This window comes from Teredinibacter turnerae T7901, from assembly GCF_000023025.1.
Taxonomy (GTDB): domain Bacteria; phylum Pseudomonadota; class Gammaproteobacteria; order Pseudomonadales; family Cellvibrionaceae; genus Teredinibacter; species Teredinibacter turnerae_B.
The window spans coordinates 3,538,473-3,557,194 of record NC_012997.1 but is presented as its reverse complement, the minus strand read 5'-3'; the positions used below and the strand labels follow the sequence as shown (position 1 = coordinate 3,557,194).

At 51.2% G+C, this 18,722-nt stretch carries 22 protein-coding genes and 1 riboswitch; of the genes, 9 read left to right on the top strand and 13 right to left on the bottom strand.

Annotated features, from left to right (window positions below; translation table 11 throughout):
• The first annotated feature begins 3 nt into the window (after window positions 1-3).
• Window positions 4-2,238 (top strand): bifunctional diguanylate cyclase/phosphodiesterase, encoded by a 2,235-nt coding sequence (locus TERTU_RS14180; protein ID WP_015817493.1) that lies wholly within the window; start codon window positions 4-6, stop codon window positions 2,236-2,238.
• Window positions 2,239-2,291: 53 nt separating this feature from the next.
• Here TERTU_RS14180 and TERTU_RS14175 read toward each other — a convergent pair whose 3' ends face one another.
• The 4 genes from TERTU_RS14175 to dtd are packed head-to-tail and all read right to left on the bottom strand — an operon-like array spanning window position 2,292 to window position 5,049.
• Window positions 2,292-3,158 carry a 5-oxoprolinase subunit C family protein gene (locus TERTU_RS14175; RefSeq protein ID WP_015817662.1) on the bottom strand — a complete coding sequence of 289 codons (867 nt, stop codon included), beginning with the start codon at window positions 3,156-3,158 and terminating at the stop codon, window positions 2,292-2,294.
• Entirely contained in the window at window positions 3,151-3,846 is a 696-nt protein-coding gene (locus TERTU_RS14170; RefSeq protein WP_015820977.1) for a 5-oxoprolinase subunit B family protein, read from the bottom strand. The genes TERTU_RS14175 and TERTU_RS14170 overlap by 8 nt, the downstream gene beginning before the upstream one ends.
• A complete protein-coding gene (locus TERTU_RS14165; protein WP_015820924.1) occupies window positions 3,839-4,582 on the bottom strand; it encodes a 5-oxoprolinase subunit PxpA in 744 nt (247 codons plus the stop codon). The genes TERTU_RS14170 and TERTU_RS14165 overlap by 8 nt, the downstream gene beginning before the upstream one ends.
• Before the next feature lie 29 nt (window positions 4,583-4,611).
• Window positions 4,612-5,049, bottom strand: coding sequence for a D-aminoacyl-tRNA deacylase (dtd, locus tag TERTU_RS14160; protein ID WP_015819151.1), 438 nt, complete (start codon window positions 5,047-5,049; stop codon window positions 4,612-4,614).
• Between the two features lie 549 nt (window positions 5,050-5,598).
• Here dtd and TERTU_RS14155 point away from each other — a divergent pair.
• The 4 genes from TERTU_RS14155 to TERTU_RS14140 are packed head-to-tail and all read left to right on the top strand — an operon-like array spanning window position 5,599 to window position 8,949.
• Window positions 5,599-6,480 (top strand): MipA/OmpV family protein, encoded by an 882-nt coding sequence (locus tag TERTU_RS14155; RefSeq protein WP_019602613.1) that lies wholly within the window; start codon window positions 5,599-5,601, stop codon window positions 6,478-6,480.
• Between the two features lie 37 nt (window positions 6,481-6,517).
• Window positions 6,518-6,907 carry a DUF3019 domain-containing protein gene (locus TERTU_RS14150; RefSeq protein WP_015817960.1) on the top strand — a complete coding sequence of 130 codons (390 nt, stop codon included), beginning with the start codon at window positions 6,518-6,520 and terminating at the stop codon, window positions 6,905-6,907.
• The gene (locus TERTU_RS14145) at window positions 6,907-7,596 is read left to right on the top strand and encodes a response regulator (RefSeq protein WP_015818559.1); all 690 of its coding nucleotides are present in this window, start codon (window positions 6,907-6,909) and stop codon (window positions 7,594-7,596) included. The genes TERTU_RS14150 and TERTU_RS14145 overlap by 1 nt, the downstream gene beginning before the upstream one ends.
• A gap of 12 nt (window positions 7,597-7,608) precedes the next feature.
• Complete coding sequence (locus TERTU_RS14140; protein WP_015817397.1) at window positions 7,609-8,949, top strand: ATP-binding protein; 1,341 nt, start codon at window positions 7,609-7,611, stop codon at window positions 8,947-8,949.
• Here the strand turns inward: TERTU_RS14140 and pip are convergent.
• The 7 genes from pip to TERTU_RS14105 all read right to left on the bottom strand — a co-directional run bounded on the left by pip (window position 8,941) and on the right by TERTU_RS14105 (window position 12,666).
• The gene (gene pip / locus TERTU_RS14135) at window positions 8,941-9,912 is read right to left on the bottom strand and encodes a prolyl aminopeptidase (RefSeq protein ID WP_015816863.1); all 972 of its coding nucleotides are present in this window, start codon (window positions 9,910-9,912) and stop codon (window positions 8,941-8,943) included. The genes TERTU_RS14140 and pip overlap by 9 nt on opposite strands.
• An 84-nt stretch (window positions 9,913-9,996) precedes the next feature.
• On the bottom strand, window positions 9,997-10,764 hold the full coding sequence (gene tatC / locus TERTU_RS14130; protein ID WP_015817503.1) for a twin-arginine translocase subunit TatC: 768 nt from the start codon (window positions 10,762-10,764) through the stop codon (window positions 9,997-9,999).
• Window positions 10,761-11,147: a Sec-independent protein translocase protein TatB gene (tatB, locus tag TERTU_RS14125; protein WP_015818083.1), complete on the bottom strand. Its 387-nt coding sequence runs from the start codon at window positions 11,145-11,147 to the stop codon at window positions 10,761-10,763. Before tatB ends, tatC begins: the two co-directional genes overlap by 4 nt.
• A 27-nt stretch (window positions 11,148-11,174) precedes the next feature.
• Window positions 11,175-11,417, bottom strand: a complete 243-nt coding sequence (gene tatA / locus TERTU_RS14120; RefSeq protein WP_015820458.1) for a Sec-independent protein translocase subunit TatA — start codon at window positions 11,415-11,417, stop codon at window positions 11,175-11,177.
• Between the two features lie 103 nt (window positions 11,418-11,520).
• Window positions 11,521-11,853 carry a phosphoribosyl-ATP diphosphatase gene (locus TERTU_RS14115; protein ID WP_015820976.1) on the bottom strand — a complete coding sequence of 111 codons (333 nt, stop codon included), beginning with the start codon at window positions 11,851-11,853 and terminating at the stop codon, window positions 11,521-11,523.
• Window positions 11,850-12,242 (bottom strand): phosphoribosyl-AMP cyclohydrolase, encoded by a 393-nt coding sequence (gene hisI, locus TERTU_RS14110; RefSeq protein ID WP_015818413.1) that lies wholly within the window; start codon window positions 12,240-12,242, stop codon window positions 11,850-11,852. Before hisI ends, TERTU_RS14115 begins: the two co-directional genes overlap by 4 nt.
• A 181-nt stretch (window positions 12,243-12,423) precedes the next feature.
• On the bottom strand, window positions 12,424-12,666 hold the full coding sequence (locus tag TERTU_RS14105; protein WP_015817745.1) for an exodeoxyribonuclease VII small subunit: 243 nt from the start codon (window positions 12,664-12,666) through the stop codon (window positions 12,424-12,426).
• A 217-nt stretch (window positions 12,667-12,883) separates the two neighbouring features.
• Here TERTU_RS14105 and pomA point away from each other — a divergent pair, with 217 nt between their 5' ends.
• From pomA to TERTU_RS14085, 4 genes are all read left to right on the top strand, one after another.
• Window positions 12,884-13,645, top strand: a complete 762-nt coding sequence (gene pomA / locus TERTU_RS14100) for a flagellar motor protein PomA (protein ID WP_015820167.1) — start codon at window positions 12,884-12,886, stop codon at window positions 13,643-13,645.
• A 16-nt stretch (window positions 13,646-13,661) separates the two neighbouring features.
• Complete coding sequence (locus tag TERTU_RS14095) at window positions 13,662-14,651, top strand: flagellar motor protein MotB (protein WP_015820763.1); 990 nt, start codon at window positions 13,662-13,664, stop codon at window positions 14,649-14,651.
• A gap of 12 nt (window positions 14,652-14,663) precedes the next feature.
• Window positions 14,664-15,236, top strand: a complete 573-nt coding sequence (locus tag TERTU_RS14090) for a PilZ domain-containing protein (protein ID WP_015820545.1) — start codon at window positions 14,664-14,666, stop codon at window positions 15,234-15,236.
• A gap of 1,195 nt (window positions 15,237-16,431) precedes the next feature.
• Window positions 16,432-17,004, top strand: a complete 573-nt coding sequence (locus TERTU_RS14085; protein ID WP_015819464.1) for an HNH endonuclease — start codon at window positions 16,432-16,434, stop codon at window positions 17,002-17,004.
• 41 nt (window positions 17,005-17,045) lie between these two features.
• Here TERTU_RS14085 and moaB read toward each other — a convergent pair whose 3' ends face one another.
• Both moaB and moaA read right to left on the bottom strand, forming a co-directional pair.
• Window positions 17,046-17,555, bottom strand: coding sequence for a molybdenum cofactor biosynthesis protein B (gene moaB, locus TERTU_RS14080; protein ID WP_015817906.1), 510 nt, complete (start codon window positions 17,553-17,555; stop codon window positions 17,046-17,048).
• Window positions 17,556-17,567: 12 nt separating this feature from the next.
• On the bottom strand, window positions 17,568-18,551 hold the full coding sequence (moaA, locus tag TERTU_RS14075) for a GTP 3',8-cyclase MoaA (RefSeq protein WP_015818056.1): 984 nt from the start codon (window positions 18,549-18,551) through the stop codon (window positions 17,568-17,570).
• Window positions 18,539-18,679, bottom strand: a riboswitch (molybdenum cofactor riboswitch). Its footprint overlaps the gene before it by 13 nt.
• Between the last annotated feature and the right edge of the window lie 43 nt (window positions 18,680-18,722).

The following is an 18,722-nucleotide window of genomic DNA, read 5'->3' as shown; positions in this document are numbered from 1 at the left end:
CGTATGGCAGATGATAGGAAAGACGAAGAACTGATGCAGTTTTTAGACGAGGCTCCTGCCAGCAAAGCCGCGTTGCATAAATCTGGCGGTAACAGCGTCTGGCGAATCTTGATTACAGATGATGAAAAAGATGTGCACACCGCTACGACGTTTGCGCTGCGTAATACGCGTATATTAGGGCGACCCATTGAGTTTTTGCATGCAAATTCTGCTCGTGAAACGATTGAGATTTTAAAATCGCAGAAGGATATTGCGGTAATCATGTTAGACGTGGTGATGGAGACGCCCAATGCGGGTCTAGACTTGGTTGCTGTTATTCGTGAAGAACTCAAAGTGACCGATTCACGAATAATTTTACGCACTGGCCAACCGAATCAGGCGCCCGAAATTGAAGTCATTCGTGACTACGATATCAATGATTACAAGCTAAAGTCTGAGCTGACCCAGAGCAAACTCTACGCAGCGCTGACCACTGCGGTGCGCTCATACAAACAAATCCGAATGATTGAGGCTGGCAAAAAAAGCTTGGATTTGATTGTTCGTTCGAGTGCGGAACTGATGAGCAAAAGTGGGCTCAACGCATTTGCTCAGGGGGTAATTGTCCATTTGTCCGGTCTCTTGAGCGTTCCACCCGAAGGTTTGATTTGTGTGCGCCGCACCGACTGCAGGAATGAAGGGCAACCTGAGATCATTGCCGCTGCTGGACAGTACTGCGCCCTCATTGATAAACCCCTATCAGACCTTAGCGAAGAGACTCCGCGATCTCTAATTACCCGCTGCCTGGATTCACGAGAAAATGTTTTTGAGGCAAGCGGCTTGGCGCTTTACCTTGGTAGTAGTGCACGCGGTGATATGAGCTGTTTTGTTTCCAGCGACACACAGGTCGACGAAGTCGATCAAGCGTTACTAGAGCTTTTTTGCACTAATATTTCGATCAGCGCTGACAATCTGGCACTTGTGGAACAGCTGCGCAGTTACGCTTATGTTGATGAGCAAGTAGGGCTACCCAACCGAAATGCCTTAATCCAGGCAATTGACGAAGAAATCGCGCAAGGTCGACGGGATAAGTCTGTTCTCGCACTGGTGAATATCGACAATTTTGCCGAAATGAATGCTTCACTCAGTCAGCGATATGGCGACCAGTTATTAAAGGCGGTGGGCGACCACCTGCGGTCGAGCTTCTCACCGCCAACTATGCTTGCCCGTATCGGCGGGGACACCTTCGCAATTTTTGGCCACGAATCTGTAGTGGGAGCTGAATCGGTAGCTGCAGCATTTAACACCGCCTTTACCGTAGAAGGCGATGCGCAACTAATTTCAGTGACCTCGGGCTGTGTACCATTGCGTGAAGCCGAGGGGAACGCTATAAGCGTTATCAAAGATGCGAATATCGTCCTTAAAGCGGCCAAAGTTTCCAACCGTGGCGGTGTATTGCAGTTCGACCGTTACTCTCTGGAGCAAGCGAAGGGTCGGTTGGAACTACTGAAAAATCTGCGCGCAGCATTCGACCAAGAGCAGCTCTTTTTGATGTATCAACCTAAAATCGATATCCAAACGGGCAATACCATTGGTGTTGAGGCGCTGGTTCGCTGGCCACTCCCCAATGGCGACCTGGTGTCACCTGGTGTGTTTATTCCGCTTGCGGAACAATCCGGGTTGATCATTCGGTTGGGCGAGTGGATTCTTCGCACTGCATTAACCGAGCTGCGCAGTTTGAACGAGAATGGCTGGCCGCGGCTGGAAATGGGGGTGAACCTTTCGGTTGCGCAGCTTCAGCATCCCGCGTTAATGGATATGCTGAAAGCGGTGCTCTCTGACACCGGCGTCGACCCTAGTTCAGTGGATCTCGAAATCACTGAGAGTATTGCCATGCGCGATATGGAGCGGAAAAGTCAGCTTATTAGCGAGATTAAAGCGTTGGGTTTTAAGGTGTCGGTAGATGATTTTGGAACGGGTTTCTCGTCGTTAAATTACTTGCAAAAGATGCCTGTCGACTGCTTAAAAATAGATCAAACCTTTGTACACGCAGTGAATGAGGGAAATGGCCGAGATATCGTCGAGCTAATTGTTACCCTGGGGCGCAAGCTTAATATGCGTGTTATCGCCGAAGGTGTGGAGACTGAAGCGCAGGCAAATACCGTCTCTGAACTTGGCTGTGATGAGGTGCAAGGTTATTTCTTTGCGCACCCTATGACCCGTGAGCAACTGCACGATTGGCTGGCGACGCGCAGCCACTAACTGTGCGTTTCGTGGCTTGCACGGTGAGTGGTGAGCTGTGCAAGTCATGTTGTTTAGTCCGTATCAAGCCAACAAAAAGAAACTTTTTGCCCTGGCCGACGTTGTGTCAGACGGCTGCACGCGCTCGCTTCCACACAGCCGATTTTTGGGTAACCACCAATCGTCTGTCTGTCGTTGAGTAAAACAATGGGTTGGCCATCCGGCGGTATCTGTACCGCACCAAGCGCAATACCCTCCGATTCGATGCCCGTGGCTGGCCAATGCACTACTGGCCCCTGCAAGCGGTATCCCATGCGATTACTTTGTGGGCTGATTGTGTAGTGTCCGTCGATCAGGGCTTGGCGCTGGTCTTCTGGAAATCGATGGAATTGATAGCTGGGGCGCACGGGTAAGCACAGCGCCGAATCATCGTCGGGAATTTGATTCCAGGGCGTCATTTTGTTGAGTTTAAGCTGTTTTAACGCTGAAAAATGGATGTGTTCGCCGGCTTTTATTGGCCGTGCGCTGCCGTCATCGTTAACCCGCTGACAGCTGTCGAACAGCGTATCGACGTTCCAAACCCCACCAACACTCAAATAGCTGCGCACGCCAGACTGCGCGTATCCCAGTTGCAGCGTATCTCCTGGTGTAACCGAAAAACTGCTCCAGTTATGAACAGGTTTGCCATTGAGTTTTGCGCTATGCTCAGCGCCACAGAGCGCCGCGTGCCCCTGAAAAAGAAACTCCGCTGCGAACGGACCTGCTGCGATTTCCAGCGCAGGGGTATTGGGCGGATTGCCGAGCAGCCGGTTGCACCACTCGTAGCTGTGGATATCGGCCGCGCCACCGGCCGCCAAACCAAAATGCTGGCAGAGCCGTCGCCCACGATCCACTAACAAGGTATAGGGGCCGGGTTTGATAATTCGCAACGCATCATTCACCGCACCGACCTCCGAGTGCCACGTAATCTGCACCAGTTATCGCGCGAAATTTTACTTGATCTCCCACCGCAAAGTGGTTGGGACTTTCTCCAGGCTTCAGGTCAGTAAATGGCGAAACCAGAGGTATAGGAACGCGACCGAGCAAATGCCAACCGCCTGGTGATGCTTGCGGGTAAACACCACTGTACTCCTCTGCAATCGCCAGGCTCCCCTGGGGTACACGCGCTCGCGGGGTGATTTTACGAGGTAGCCGAAGCGATTTATGCAAGCCGCTCAAATAAGCGAACCCAGGTAAAAAGCCAACCGCGACGACCGTGTAAACACGCCCGGAGTGCAACTCAATTATTTCGTTCACTGACAGCCCGGTTTGTTGGGCAACAGGGTGCAGGTCTTCGCCATCGTAAAGCGCGGGAACCTCGTGTAAACGCGATGCAGTATCGGGTGTTTCATCCGCATGGTCGAAAAACTGAGAAATTGCCGCGTTCAGTGGCTGTAAGCGGCAATTTTGCGGAGAGTCGAACTGTAGCAATAGCGAGCGGTTAGCAGGTACATAGTCTGTGAGTTGATTGGCGAAGGTGCGGTTTAAATGGGCTGCCAGGCGCTGAATAACACCGGTTGCGGTGATTGGATCTGGGCTGGTGATATACACAATGGCACTGTTCGCAGCGATGGGTTCGAGTTTATACACGCGGCCCCTCGCTCTGGGTGTCAAGATAATGGTGCAGTTGTTTCACGGCTGTGAGAGCGTTTTGGGTATCGCTGTGCACGCACAGCGTATCGACCTGCAGTTCGATCCAGTTGCCGTTGGTTGCCTGCACCCGTCCGTTCTCTGTCAGCTCGCGCGCTTGTTTAACTATAGTGCCTATGTCTGTGTGCACTGCGCCTGGTTTGGAGCGCGGTTCCAGGCGGCCACTGGGGGCGTAAGCTCGGTCAGCGAAGCCTTCAAACCACAAGGTTTGGCCCAACTGTGCCGCGATGTGCACGTGCTCATGGTTGGAGGGCATTGCCTGGATGAGTACTGGTATGCTCGGGCAGTGACTGGCAAGAATTTTCACCACGCGGGCAAAGAGATGCAGATCGCACATCATGTCGTTGTACAAGGCACCGTGCGGCTTGATGTACGCCATGGTGGTCGCAGTTTCGCGGCAGAGATTTTGGAATAGCGTCAGCTGTGACAACAGAGTGTCTGTTAACGCAGACTCGCTAAGCGCAAGGGATTGACGGCCCATGTTGTCGCGGTCGGGGTAGCCCGGGTGGGCTCCGCAGGTAACAGCGTGGGCTTTGGCTAGTTCAAGGCTCTTCTTGAGGCGCTCAGGGTTCCCTGCGTGCGCGCCGCAGGCAATGTTCGCCATTTGTAAAAAGGGCATTACCTGCGCATCTAGCGCGTCCAGCCCTTCGCCCAGATCACAGTTCAGTTTTACCATCTCCCTCTCCATTGGCGATTATATGTGGGTCAGCTCTCGAGCATGAATGTCACGGGCCCATCGTTGATCAGGCGTACTTTCATGTCTGCACCGAAGCGGCCAGTCTCAACGTTTGGGTGCTGGGCTCTCAGAGCAGCGACAAATTCATCGAACAGTGAACGAGCGAGGTCCGGTGGTGCCGAGGACGAGAAACTAGGTCGCAAACCTTTGCGCGTATCCGCCGCCAGGGTGAATTGTGAGACAACCAGTAAACCACCACCGGTATCGGTCAGACTCAGATTCATTTTGCCTTCACTGTCAGGGAATATCCGGTATTTCAGTAGTTTTTGTGCCATGCGGCCCAGTGTTTCGCGATTGTCCTGCTTCTCCACACCTACCAGCGCGAGGATACCGGCATCGATTTGTCCGATGGTGATTGAATCCACGTCAACGGCTGCTTGGGTTACTCGTTGAATTAAAACTTTCATGCGAATGCTGAAATTGAGAAATAAGGGTGAAGCGACAAATTGTAGAGAGGCTGGGGGAGCAATACCAGAGAAGAGATAAAAAAGCCGGAGCTCGACTGAACTCCGGCAACACCTCTCTAACAGAGGGCGTGACTACTTACGAATCTAACGAATCATTGATGCGAAAGCCGTTGCGAAGTTCATGCTGGGCCTTCCGATGGCGCGTACCACACATTAAGACGATGTGGCTGGTATCCCTCCTGGATAACGCAAGCGTATTTTGACCTGCGCGCGCACTCAGTAGTGTAAAAAAATGTAAAACGGCGGCAGTTGTGAGTGCGAGCTTGCGGACATTCTCGTGATTTACAACTGCGGTTAGTTAAGTGCCTGAGTTACAATTCGTTGCATTACCCATCCGATGCTGTCGTTAAAATGCGCAGTTGTTTTGATAATCACCTATTTTATATCCGGGGATTTTGTTCGTTGCCTAGATCAACCTTCTTTGAATGTCCGCGCCGCTTTCTGTCGTGGTTTGTTCTTTGTGTTCGGAGTGTTATAGCGCTCTTACTTGTGGTGTTAAGTGCAAGTGTTTACGCACAGGAACCGGCGCCTGGTGCAGATGATGATTATTGCACCGACTCAGATCCGGGGTGTGTGCCGCTCGGAGAATGGATGGTTACGCTAGGCGCTGGTATTGGCTTGCGTACCAATCCAATTATTAACAGCGAAGATATCCCCTTGTTTCTTGTTCCCGAAGTCCGCTACTACGGTGAGCGATTCTTCTTCGATACAGACACTGCGGGTTTAACGCTAATGTACCGGCAGAGCCATATGTTAAATGCGGTGGCCACAATCGGTTTCGATCAAATCTATTTTAAAACCCGAAGTATTGGCAATTATTTTTTCGAAACCGGGGCATTCGGCAGTTCCGGAAATAACGCGTTTGCCGACACGGCGTCGGAAAATGAAGGAACCGCCCCCCAGCAAACTGTCGACCTCGATGACTTACACAGCCGCGAAACCGCTGGTTTAGCTGGCCTGGAGTACGCTTACTACAATCAATATTGGGATCTCCGTGTACAGTTACTGCAGGACGTAACCGGTATTCACGAAGGGCAGGAAATCCGTGCTGGTCTGGCACATTTGTTCTCGCTGGCAGGGGAACATTTTGAAGCGGCAGCGGGATTTTCCTGGCAGAGCGAAAAGCTTATACAGTATTACTACGGTATTAATCCTGGCGAATTGGAACCTCGTTACGATTACCTTATTTATAAAGCCAATGATGGTGTCTCGCCCTTTTTCCGGCTCGACTGGCGGCGTCCGATTTCTAATCGCTGGTCCTGGCAGGCGACATTTCACTATCGGTGGTTGTCGCGGGAAATCAGCAATAGTCCACTGGTAGACGAAACGTCGGTAGTCACTTTCCACTTGGGAGGAGTCTACCATTTTTAGAGTGGTTCCCAAGAGGCGAGGGCAACGGAGTGCGCTGATGTTTCTGGTGGCCTGCTGCTGTTGCCTGCACAGTGCTCTGTCGGTATCTCAGGTGGTCGGTTCGGTCACTGAGCTTAGTGTGGCGCCGCGCCTGTGCCTGCTTTCTGAAAAGTCGCCGGAGTGCCACGAGCAGGTGCGGGTGTCCTGGGAATCGGCCGAGGCGCGCTCGGTTTGCCTTTTTCAGTCTGGGCGCGAAGTGCCCATTGCCTGTTGGGAGCAAACCACTAATGGCGGCGTTACATTGCAACTTGCAGCCGCAGACACCGTAACGTTTGAGCTGCGGGACTTCACCGATACTTCGATAAATCTGGCGACGGCGGAATTTAAGGTTATGCACGATAAGAAAAAATACCGCCGCAGTCGGCGCAATCCATGGAGCTTTTTCTGATGAGTTTAGTATTACTGGCGGAAGATGACCGCAGACTGGCCGAGCTGGTGAAAGACTACCTCGAAAGCCACGGCTTTCAAGTGGTGGTGGAAGAGGTCGGGCATACCGTACCGCGTGCGGTACAGTCCCTCGACCCTGATATCGTGATTTTGGACGTAATGTTGCCCGGTAAAGATGGATTGACCATTTGCAAGGAAATTCGGCCACGGTATAACGGCCCTATCCTGATGTTAACTGCGCGCGATTCCGATGCTGATCAGGTATCTGGTCTGGAGTATGGTGCGGACGATTATGTTATCAAACCTGCTGAGCCGCGCGTGCTCCTGGCTCGTATTCGTGCGCTTTTACGCCGTTATCAGCAGGGAGAAGATAAGGAACAGTCCGAATTGCATTTTGGCGATTTAAGTATTTTTGTCTCGTCTCGAGAAGTGAAACTCGGTGGGGAAATTATTTCGCTGTCCAGTCACGAGTTCGACATGCTGGTGACTTTTGCCAAGCAGCCGGGCAAAGTATTAAGTCGGGAATATTTGTTTAACGTGATATACGGCCGACCCTACGATGGCATGGACCGAACCATTGATGTGCGAATATCGCAGTTGCGCAAAAAACTCGGCGACCACTCAGATGATCCAAACCGCATAAAAACTGTGTGGGGGCGAGGGTATTTGTTTGTTGCTGAAGCCTGGTAGCTTGCGCTTGTTATGAATCGTGCGTTTGCTTCACTGTATCTACTTATTGTGTTCTCTATCGTTGGGTTAGGGTGGGGTGCCGACAAACTATGGCAAATTTACCATTCTGAACCAGAAGTAAATCGCTACGTTGAAAGCTTGTTTCTCGCCATTGAGCTCGCATTGGGTAATGTCGAGAGCGCGCAGGATGAGCTCGCAACACAAAAATTAAGCGCGCAGTTGCAGTTGGATCTGGAGCTGTACGATGTGTCTGAATTTGCCGATACCGGGCTTGGCCAACGTATCTTGTCAGGGGATGTGGTGACCATCAGCGAGGACTCGCACACGCTTATCAGCTACAAGCGCATACCTGAACTTAACAAAATCATCAGTCTTAACCATTCGCCGGACGATTCTCAAGGAAATTATTTCTATCAGGCATTGCTGGTCTTTTTTTACCTGAGCATCGCTCTGATCGTCTATTTCTGGGTATGGCCACTCTCGCGTGATCTTAAAGTCCTCGAACAGCAAACCCGCACCTTAGGCAAGGACGGTGTTCCACTACCCGTGAACATTGGCCCTCGTTCCGCGATCTACGTATTGGCGCAGTCGTTTAACCGGATGTCTGAACGGATACGTGAGTTAGTCAGTACTCATAAAGAAATGACCTATGCGGTTTCTCATGAATTACGCACTCCGCTGGCGCGAATGAAATTCGCCTTGGAAATGGCCGCCGACATTGAAGATCGCCAGTTGCAGGCGCGCAAACTGGGTAGCGTGCGTGAGGATGTTGCCGAGATGGAGGGGTTGATCAATGAGCTGCTCACCTATGCGGGGTTTGAACAGGGGGTGAGTAAGCTGAATTTGCAGCCAGGAGATCTGGGGGCACTGGTGCGCGAACTGATCAAAAACAGTCGCAGCGAAATGGTCAGCCTTAAGTACCGTGTCATTGACCGGATTGCCGACCAGAAAGTTCACTGCGAATGGTATTTGATGGAACGGGCGATACACAACATTCTGCAAAATGCGCAGCGTTACGCCAGTAATCAAATAATGGTCACCCTCGAGATTGACCAGACCCATTATACGTTGGCAGTGGAAGACGACGGCCCGGGAATTCCGCCTGAGGATAGAGCACGGGTTTTCAATTCTTTCGTGCGATTGCGGATGAATACCAACTTTGACAAAAGCGGCTTTGGTTTGGGGTTATCGATAGTAAGCCGCATAATGGAGTGGCATAACGGCAGGGCCAGCGTCGGCGAGTCTTCCATGGGCGGGGCGCGTTTTGTTTTGCGCTGGCCCCAACCCTTCACCCTTAAAAACACCCAAGGCAAAATTACCCCGCTAAGGGATGCTGAACAGGGCTCAGCTTGACTGGTCGCCGTCGCCAGACAGCTCGTGTGCGAGTTCGTCGGTGGCCCGTACCAGCGCGTCGACGATGCTGGGCTCACGCGATGCATGGCCAGCATCCCGAATAATATGCAGCTTTGCATCTGGCCAGTTATCGTGTAGCGCGAGCGCATTGTCCAGCGGGCACACCATGTCATAACGCCCGTGAACTATGGTGGCAGGGATTCCCTGTAGTCGGTCCATATTATCCAGGATCTGGTTGGGTGCCACGAAAATCTGATTCATAAAATAATGCGCTTCGATGCGCGCGAGGGATACCGCTTTGTGTGGGTCTGCGAAATCGTTAACCACCTCAGGGTTGGGGCGCAGGGTCGCGCAGCGACCTTCCCAGATCGACCAGGCTTTGGCCGCGGCCATTTTGGCGATTTCGTTACTGTCAGTGAGCCGCTTGTAGAAAGCAGCCATCAAATCACCGCGCTCGGCTTCAGGAATCGGAGCGATAAAATCCTTCCAATAATCGGGGAAAATTCGGTCCGCACCGGCCTGGTAGAACCAGTGTAAATCCTTGTCACGGCATAGAAAAATACCGCGTAGCACCATGCCAAGTACCGTCTCTGGGTGGGCCTGAGCATAGAGTAGAGAGAGCGTAGAACCCCAGGAACCGCCGAACAGTACCCACTTCTCGACGTTGAGGTGAGTGCGAATAGCTTCGATATCCTGAATGAGGTGCGGCGTTGTGTTGTCTTTGAGTTCGGCGTGCGGGGTGGAACGCCCCGCGCCCCGCTGATCGAAAAGAATAATGCGGTATTTTTCCGGGTCGAAAAAACGCCGATCCTGGCCGCTGCAGCCACCGCCAGGGCCACCGTGAATAAACAATACCGGGATCCCGTCTGTGCTTCCGCTTTCTTCAACGTAGAGCGTGTGGACCTCGTCGACAGGCAGGTTATGCCGTGCATAGGGTTTTATTTCAGGATACAAAATCTGCATAGGGGCCTCGGCACTTTGGTTATGCTGAATATAATAGCCCAGTTCACTTCGAAGCAGACGTTTATCGCTGCGAAGTGTGGGGTGTTAGGAATCGGAGTCGGCGGTGTCTTGGATATTATGGGGGCGAACAAAGCGGCCGAATAGCAGGCCAAGTTCGAACAGTATCCACATAGGTATCGCCAGCATCGCTTGCGAGATGATGTCTGGCGGCGTTAATAGCATTCCAATAACAAAGCAGGCTACCACGACATAGGGCCGCTTCCTGGCCAGTTGTTGACTTGATAAGACGCCGGCAGAAATCAGCAATACTGTTGCTACAGGAATCTCAAAGGCGGCGCCAAATGCAAAAAACAGCTTGATTACAAAGCTCTGGTATTTAGTAATGTCCGTCATCACCGCGACGCTTTCGGGCCCGACAGAAGTAAAAAAGCCGAATACCAGCGGAAATACCACGTAGTACGCGAAGGCCATTCCCGCATAAAAGAGCACCACACTCGAACCGAAGAGTGGGAGCGCTATTTTTCTTTCTCGGTTGTACAGTGCCGGCGCGATAAAAGCCCAAATCTGATAAAAAATGAAGGGCATCGCGATAAACACCGAAGTGAACAGAGTGAGTTTAAATGGAGTGAGAAATGGCGAAGCCACATCAGTCGCAATCATGTGACTGTTTGCAGGCAAGTACTTTTGAAGGGGTTCGGCGACAAATTCGTAGATAGTATTTGCCCAGTTGAACAGTGCAAGAAATACGGCAAGTACTGCGGCCAAGCACTTCAGGAGTCGTGAACGAAGTTCTATCAGGTGAGTAACCAGAGGTTGCTCATCCAGTTGCTCATTGGTTTGGTGGGTCGTCATGGAGTTGTCTGGTCGGACGTTGTCGAAGCGGGCTTTTCAGGTGTCACTGCCGTGGAATTCTCGCCATTGTTTTCGGATTCATTCTTGGATTCAGCTGATTTGAGTGAGTCCGAAGCAAGGTTGTTGAGTTTGTTTTGTATTTCGTCCCGTGTGCTCTTGGCGGCACGTAAAGACGCCAAAACCTGCTCGTTGTGAATTTCGCGACGAATTTCATCTGCGCCAATTTGACGCTCGAATTCCGCCCGCGCATTGCCGAGCGTGCGCCGGATAGTACCGATCCAGATCGCGACCGTGCGTATGGCGCCCGGCAATTTTTCCGGGCCGATAATCACTAATCCGACCGCCGCAACCACCACCAGCTCTAAAAAACCAATGTCAAACATGGTGTTTTTATCCGCTATCGCACGAAGTTAGGATTTATGCTCGGATTTTTCAGGCTGCTCAACGGTTGTTGACACTTTTTCCTGCTCGTCAGCTTCAATTTTTTCTTGCGACTTCTCTTTGCTCTCTTCTTCGCTCATCGCACTTTTGAACCCTTTAATGGCGCCGCCGAGATCACCCCCAAGTCCCCGCAAACGCTTGGTGCCAAACAGCAGAAGTACGATGACAAGAATTATCAGAAGCTGCCAGATGCTAATACCACCGAGTCCCATATCAATTACCTTGTTAGCTATATTCGTAAAAAATCAAATCAACGGTTAACCGCGCAAAGCGCCGGGTCATTGGCGCGGCTCCAGTGTTCTGGAGTCTAATACGCTAAGACTGGCGCCGGGCTTTTTCTTCAAGTCCTGACAGATCAAAGCGGCGCGCCAATTCATTCAGCACATCCTCAGCGCTTAGGCCGAGGTGTGAGAGCATTACCAGCGAGTGAAACCACAGGTCCGCAGTTTCGTATATCAGGTGCTGCGTGTCGCTGTCGTGCTGCGCATCTTTAGCGGCAAGAATCGTTTCCGTACATTCTTCGCCCACTTTTTCGAGAATTTTGTTCAGGCCCTTGTGGTGCAGTTTTGCTACGTATGAGGACTCCGGGTCCCCCGCGTTTTTGCGTTGCGCCAGCACCTTGTCTAATTCCGCAAGTACATCGCTCATGAGTAAATCTCGTTCGGGTCTTTCAATGGTGCGGCGTTTTCTTTCCACTCACCGCTTTCCAGGGTGAGGAAAAAACAGGAGCGCCGCCCAGTATGGCAGGCGATACCGCCGATTTGCTCAACCTTCAGCACCACTGCGTCTGCGTCACAGTCCAGCTGTATGGCGACGATTTTCTGCGTGTGGCCCGAGGTTTCACCTTTGCGCCAGAGTTGTTGGCGCGAACGCGACCAGTATACCGCAACCTGTTCTTCGGCCGTGAGGGCGAGGGATTCTCGGTTCATCCAGGCCATCATCAGAATCTCGCCGCTTGCAGCGTCTTGGGCAATTGCGGGAACCAAGCCGTCGCTGTTCCAGCGAACCTGGTCGAGGAATGAACTAGACTCATTCATAGGGTGTTTCCGGTTGAATTACGCGAAGGCGTAAGGATACCGGAAATGGTTTGAATTGGCTCGGGTTGTTGTCACAGCAGCTATCCAATTGAAAAAACAGCGAGTTCTTGGGCATGAGCCACGACTTTCGCACATCATCTTGGAAGTACGTCGTTCAAGTCGGATGCACCCGCAGGTTGTTTCAGTTCTCGTCGTCAGTGGGGAATGGCGCAGTAGTCAGTTCGCCATCGTCCTGTTTAAGCAGAATCTCGACTTTCTGTTCTGCCTCCGCAAGCGACTTCTGACAGCTGCGAGTGAGCTTGATTCCCTGTTCGAAGGTTTTTAGGGAATCCTCCAGTGAAAGATCGCCACTTTCTAGTTGGGTTATCAACTCTTCCAGCTGTGCCAGAGAAGCCTCGAAGTTGGGGGATTTTGTTCTAGCCAAAGTGTGGACTCCTGTAGTTCGCGCGAGAACATACCGGAGGTGGCAGCAGGGGTCAATCAACGCTCTCAACAATTACCCGATGCAGCCGATAACCGGTGGAGTATTCATAACAAAGAAAGTGGATTCTTCCGCCCCCTTAGTCGATTTATGTCTAGACTTAGGGAGTTTCACAGAAGTCGTTATGGCCGCTGAGCCAAAATAGAGTGAGGAAATCCGAGTGGATTTAGCAACGATAGTCGGCATGATAGGCGCGCTCGCGCTTATCGTTATCTCCATGCTAATGAGTGGTGAATTGGGCATGTTCGTCAATGCTCCGTCGCTGGTTATTGTGGTGGGCGGGACAATCTTTGCGGTAATGGCGAAGTATGGCCTCGGCCAGTTTTTGGGCGCTGTAAAGGTGGCGGGTAAGAGTTTTTCCAGCAAACTGCCAGATCCCAACATGTTAATTGACGAAATTGTTGCCCTCGCTGATGAAGCGCGAAAAGGCGGGTTGTTATCGCTTGAGGGGAAGGAGGTTAGCAGCGACTTCTTGCAGCGCGGTATTCAGCTCTTGGTCGACGGACATGACCCTGATGTAGTGAAAACACTGCTATCTATCGATAAAAACAAAGCGATGGAGCGGCACACGGTTGGTGCATCCATTTTCGCTGCGATGGCCGAAATGGCGCCAGCGATGGGGATGATTGGTACCTTGATTGGACTGGTTGCGATGCTGGCGAACATGGACGATCCAAAGGCGATTGGGCCCGCGATGGCGGTGGCACTGCTCACCACGCTCTACGGGGCTGTTATTGCCAATGCGATGTGCGGTCCGATGGCCGACAAACTAAAGCTGCGGGCAGGCGAGGAAGCAATGATAAAAAGCTTGGTCATTGATGCGCTCCTGGCGATTCAGGGCGGACAAAACCCCCGGGTGATTGACTCCATGCTGCGCAATTATCTGCCAGAAGGTAAGCGCACGGTAGAAGCGGCGGAATAACAGGTAAAGGTGCGTTGTGAGTAGCGAAGACGAAGAAGGCTGTGAATGCCCGCCCGGTTTGCCCGCGTGGATGGGTACCTTTGCCGACCTGATGTCGCTGTTGATGTGTTTCTTTGTGCTCTTGTTGTCGTTTTCGGAAATGGACGCAATGAAATTTAAGCGCCTGGCAGGGTCAATGGCTCAGGCATTCGGCGTGCAAAACAAGCTAAATGTTACAGATATTCCGAAGGGCACCAGCATAATCGCGCAGGAGTTCAGCCCTGCGCGGCCAGAACCAACGCCTCTCAATGTAATTTATCAGAACACCCAGGACATCACGGAAATGTCGCTGGAGCAGGATTGTGCTCAAGAGTATGACATCGAGCAGGGCGAAGAGGGGGTTGATGGCGGCATCAAAGTTCGCGTCAAGCAGAAGCTGGAAGACCTGCTGCAAAAGACCGAACAGGACGCCTACGAATTAGCTGAAGCGTTGAACGAGCAAATTGAGGCGGGGCAAGTTGAAGTCGAAACTCGTGGCAGGCTGATTATTATCCGCATTCGTGAGAAGGGGTCATTTGTTTCGGGGTCTGCGGAGCTGGCGCCAGAATATCGCGATGTCATGGGGGAAGTCCGCTCTGTGCTTACTTTAAAACCGGGTCGAATTGAAGTGCAGGGCCATTCAGACAATATCCCGGTGCGGCGGGGGCGCTATCGATCCAACTGGGAGTTATCTGCGGCGCGAGCGGTATCGGTTGCTCAGGAGCTCATGTCGGGCGGTGCTCTACCCCCTAACCGTTTTGAAGTATCGGGCTTTGCGGATACGCGCCCACTCGTTGCCAACACAACACCGGAGAACAGGGCGCGCAATCGACGCGTTGAGATTCTTATTAAGCAAGGTCTGGAAGACGAGCTCGATCAACAGGATCTGGATCTTCTTAAGGATGATGCGCAAGGCGCTGATATTCTTCGAGAATTGAATCTTGAGCCTGAATACCTTTTTGACCTGGAACCAGAAGACATTTTTTAGTGGATTATTCACATGAGTGATGAGCGCAGACGCTATTTCAGAATAACGGAGCGGGTGGGTGTTGCATACGAACTCCTGGGCGCCGACGGTGAATCGCACGGTCGGGTACCCGATCAGCAGCAAGAGCAGGTGGCGAGTCTGCTGGATGACATAGAAGCGCTAGACGGGCAGATCCTGCATGAGCTAGAGGTTATGAGTGGTACCAACCCGCAAATCGCACGCTTGGTTAGCTTGTTCAACCAAAAACTGGAGCGCGTGGTCAATCATGTACTGATGGATAACCAACTGGTGAGCAAGCTTGCGCAGAAGCTGCAGGAAGTGAACATATCGGCCTGTGGAATGGGTTTTTTTTCGGACGAAGCTGCCGCTGAAGGTGCCCTGCTGCGCTTGGAACTTACGTTGTACCCAGATAAAAAAACGCTGAATACTCACGGTAAGGTCATCGCCTGCGAGCTGGAGGCGGGCAGTGGCCGGTACTACTGGAGAGTCGATTTTGAATCCATGAGCAAAGTACATCAAGAACTGCTGATTCAGCATATTGTGCGCTCGCAGAGTCAACAGCTCAAAAATAAGCTGAAATATTGATGAGACGGGAAGGTTGGTGAGACGGGCTCTAGGCGCCTGATTACTCATTTGTACGAAATGTCGTACACTTAATAGCGAGTTATGCGACTACCTGGAAGCGCCCAGTTAAGTGAGAATGGCATCACCAGGGACGGATGCATACGGATTTGCGGCAGGGAATAGGACGGAACTACGCCATATAGTTACCTAAAGGAAGCAGGTAGAATCCTGTGAGTGCGCCGCGACCGGATTTGTCGCGGCGTTTTAGTTTTAGCTATCAAGCTTGGTGACTCTATAGCCTTACTGGAATTCCTTCTCAGCGCTACAAGCTACCCTCGATCTGATCTCTTCTCACAACATCACGCAATTAAAAATTCTTAATAAGACTTTGCTGTCACATCGTAAAAGCGTAATAATTTCGTTGCAAAATTTATTTGCAGTGTGATTTTTGCTCTCTTTTAGTAGAGATTGCTTGACTATCAATTCAGTTTGGTTACTATTTTTGAGAGTGTTATTGAACACTTTTATCTGCACTGAAATCTTTTTTAGCGCAGTCTCATTCGATGTAATTTGATGAGAGGAGAACTGTCTTCAAGTACTTAAGCAGACAAGTGGCCGGCACAATTGAAAAAAATTCGATTGCGCCCGATTGCTACCAGGGTTATCACCAGTCTCCCTACTGGGTGACTCAAAGCCTTCGTCGCCTCCGCAGTTACCACGACAGCCTCGTAAGAATTCGAAAACCCCGCCCAGCTTCGCTTGGCGGGGTTTTTCGTTATGGGGGACGTGCGGAGCCAAGCGTAGTGCAATACAACCGTAAATGGTGCTAACGAGCGGTAGATTGGGGCGTTTTTCAATCGAATAAAAGATGTGTTGGTCGCATGAAAAAAAACGCATAGGAACATGCGGTGTGGTTTTTTCGCCGTAAAAAGCGTACCTGACCGGATTTTTTAATCGCGAAGTAAAGTACTTTATGTGTATTTCGTTTGGAATGCGAAGCATGTAGTTGCTGACAGAGCGAGTATTTCCTGGGGGCTTGGGCGACTGATTAAGCCTGGTATGTTGCATGTCGGCACGCTTATATTTTGTGCTTGGTGGTAATGCTGTTCGCGAGAGGATTTTCTTTTCGATAGTGATGCTGCTTCGAAGGGTATACGTTTTTTTCAACCAGTTTTTCAACCAGTAGGCGGGTAGCTCTAATTAGAGTGATTGAACAATGGAAGCGCGAATTTTACGACTTAACATGGCGGGCCAACCTATCGAGTGGATAAGTTGGAAAGAAACTACGTGTCTCTACGCTCGTGGATTAATTGGCTGGACGCTCGGTGGCGAAGTCAAAAAGGCGCGCGGTGGCTACTCCCGGCTCACCGGGTTGCGAACAGTCATTTCGCTACCGGCAATAATTGCCTGCGAAGGTGAGAAACTGGCACCGATGCGATTAAATCCACCGCTCACGAATCCCGCGCTTTTTGCGCGCGACAATTACCAGTGCATGTATTGCGGTAAAACATTTCCGTACGACGCGTTATCGCGAGATCACGTCCATCCCAGTAGTAGGGGTGGCAAAGACCGCTGGGAAAATGTTGTTGCTGCCTGTAAAAGGTGCAATCAGCACAAGGGCGACTCTCTGCTCGAAGAAACACATCTGGAGTTATTGGCGTTACCCTATCGACCTAACCCGGCTGAGTATTTGGCTTTAATAAACAGCGAGCGTATTCGGGGAGATCAAATGGCTTATTTAAAACCCCAGTTTTCCCGCTACACCCCACCTGGAAAAATTTGTGCGTAATGCAAGTACAGCCGCAGTGTCGCGGGTTTTAAGATAACCTGCTAAAGATGTTGGACAAAATTGCAGGGGCGCGTGCGGCTGTCCAATTGCGGTTCGATAATAGCGCTCCACGCTGTTTTACACGCATTAGTACTGCCTGGCATGCAGAAAATAAGCGTTTTATTGGCTAAACCTGCGAGTGCGCGCGATTGTATTGTGGATGTACCAATTTGCTCGAATGAAATTTGCCTGAAAAGCTCGCCGAAGCCATCCACTGTTTTGTCTAATAACGGGAGAACAGCTTCGGGCGTGCTGTCCCGTCCCGTGAACCCTGTCCCACCAGTAATCATTACCACTTGGGTTTTTTGATCAGCTATCCAGTGGGACAGCCGCGCGCGAATCTGATAAATATCGTCTACTTCAAGCGCCCGGTCGACCAGATTGTGGCCTGCCGTTTTAATGCCATCGATCAGGGCGTCGCCGGAGGTATCTGTTTCTAAAGTGCGAGTGTCGGAGACGGTAAGTACTGCAATGTTCAGAGGGCTGAATTGATCTGTTTTTGTGTGTCCCATGGGTTTCCCTTTCTATCCGCCCAGCATGGCTAAATGTCGTGTGCTGCCGCTGAGATTATTGTGCAGTTCGTGGGTGGCTTTTTTGCCGAGTACGCATTGCCTGATATGTCGAGCGACCTGCTCCGAGGGCATGCTCAGTAGAGGGCGGAGTGATTGGTTTTCGTCTGCGAATAAACACAAATGTAAGTTCCCCACGGAGGAGACTCGCAATCTATTACAGCTGGAGCAAAAATCTTTGCTATACGGCATTATTAACCCAATCCTCCCAGCGTACTCTGGGTGGCTGTATTCTTTCGCGGGCCCAGCATGGGGACCGGTGTCTGTCTTGCGCCAGCCTTGTTCTAACAAACGGGTTTCGATTTCCTGGCCACTAAAATGTTGTGCGTTAAAGAATGCGCCGTTGTCACCGGTTCGCATCAGTTCAATAAATCGAAGCGATATATTTTTGTGTTTAACGAAGGCAAAAAAATTGTCAATTTCGGCTTTATTGTATTCTTGCAGCAATACAACATTCAATTTGACTTTCGATAAGCCAAGCTCCAGCGCGAGATCTAAACCCGCTAATACTTCCTGTAATTTGTCGTGGCCTGTGATAAGTTGAAATTGTGCAGGATGGAGGCTGTCTGCGCTCAAGTTTAATTGATCCAAGCCTGCGTCGACTAAACTTGGGAGTAGGCGGGTAATTCGATAGCCATTTGACGTAAGCGCAACTGATTCTATGCCGGGTGTTGTTTTACAGACATGTATGATTTCCGCAAGGTCTTTGCGTAGCGTGGGCTCGCCCCCGGTAATGCGTATTTTTTTTGTACCATTCAGTGCGAAAGCATTAGCCACCGCAGCGATTTCGGGTATCGACAGATTCGGCTCGTCGCTGTCGCAGCTGTAGCCGTCAGGGAGACAATAGTTACAGCGAAAGTTACAGGCGTCTGTAACCGACAGGCGCAAGTAAGTGAACCTTCGCTGATACTGATCAGTCAGGGTTGGTATAGTGTGCATGTATGCCTTTCCAAGTGTGGGAGGCCACAAAGTTTCCCTTGTAACCCGGCAGCGGCTGGCGCTGCGGCCAGTTGTCCATGGCCGTGTGGCGGCTGTAGGCTAAACTGGCTTCGGCGAAATTAAAGTTAGAGTGTGCCCGGAAATCTCGCTTTTGCCAACTATGGCGACCGC

Coding starts and splice junctions, on each gene's coding strand:
- TERTU_RS14180 (WP_015817493.1), top strand. CDS start 4: ATGGCAGATGATAGGAAAGACGAAGAACTGATGCAGTTTTTAGACGAG.
- TERTU_RS14165 (WP_015820924.1), bottom strand. CDS start 4,582: ATGGTAAAACTGAACTGTGATCTGGGCGAAGGGCTGGACGCGCTAGAT.
- dtd (WP_015819151.1), bottom strand. CDS start 5,049: ATGAAAGTTTTAATTCAACGAGTAACCCAAGCAGCCGTTGACGTGGAT.
- TERTU_RS14150 (WP_015817960.1), top strand. CDS start 6,518: ATGTTTCTGGTGGCCTGCTGCTGTTGCCTGCACAGTGCTCTGTCGGTA.
- TERTU_RS14145 (WP_015818559.1), top strand. CDS start 6,907: ATGAGTTTAGTATTACTGGCGGAAGATGACCGCAGACTGGCCGAGCTG.
- TERTU_RS14140 (WP_015817397.1), top strand. CDS start 7,609: ATGAATCGTGCGTTTGCTTCACTGTATCTACTTATTGTGTTCTCTATC.
- pip (WP_015816863.1), bottom strand. CDS start 9,912: ATGCAGATTTTGTATCCTGAAATAAAACCCTATGCACGGCATAACCTG.
- tatC (WP_015817503.1), bottom strand. CDS start 10,764: ATGACGACCCACCAAACCAATGAGCAACTGGATGAGCAACCTCTGGTT.
- tatB (WP_015818083.1), bottom strand. CDS start 11,147: ATGTTTGACATTGGTTTTTTAGAGCTGGTGGTGGTTGCGGCGGTCGGA.
- tatA (WP_015820458.1), bottom strand. CDS start 11,417: ATGGGACTCGGTGGTATTAGCATCTGGCAGCTTCTGATAATTCTTGTC.
- TERTU_RS14115 (WP_015820976.1), bottom strand. CDS start 11,853: ATGAGCGATGTACTTGCGGAATTAGACAAGGTGCTGGCGCAACGCAAA.
- hisI (WP_015818413.1), bottom strand. CDS start 12,242: ATGAATGAGTCTAGTTCATTCCTCGACCAGGTTCGCTGGAACAGCGAC.
- TERTU_RS14090 (WP_015820545.1), top strand. CDS start 14,664: ATGAGTGATGAGCGCAGACGCTATTTCAGAATAACGGAGCGGGTGGGT.
- TERTU_RS14085 (WP_015819464.1), top strand. CDS start 16,432: ATGGAAGCGCGAATTTTACGACTTAACATGGCGGGCCAACCTATCGAG.
- moaB (WP_015817906.1), bottom strand. CDS start 17,555: ATGGGACACACAAAAACAGATCAATTCAGCCCTCTGAACATTGCAGTA.
- moaA (WP_015818056.1), bottom strand. CDS start 18,551: ATGCACACTATACCAACCCTGACTGATCAGTATCAGCGAAGGTTCACT.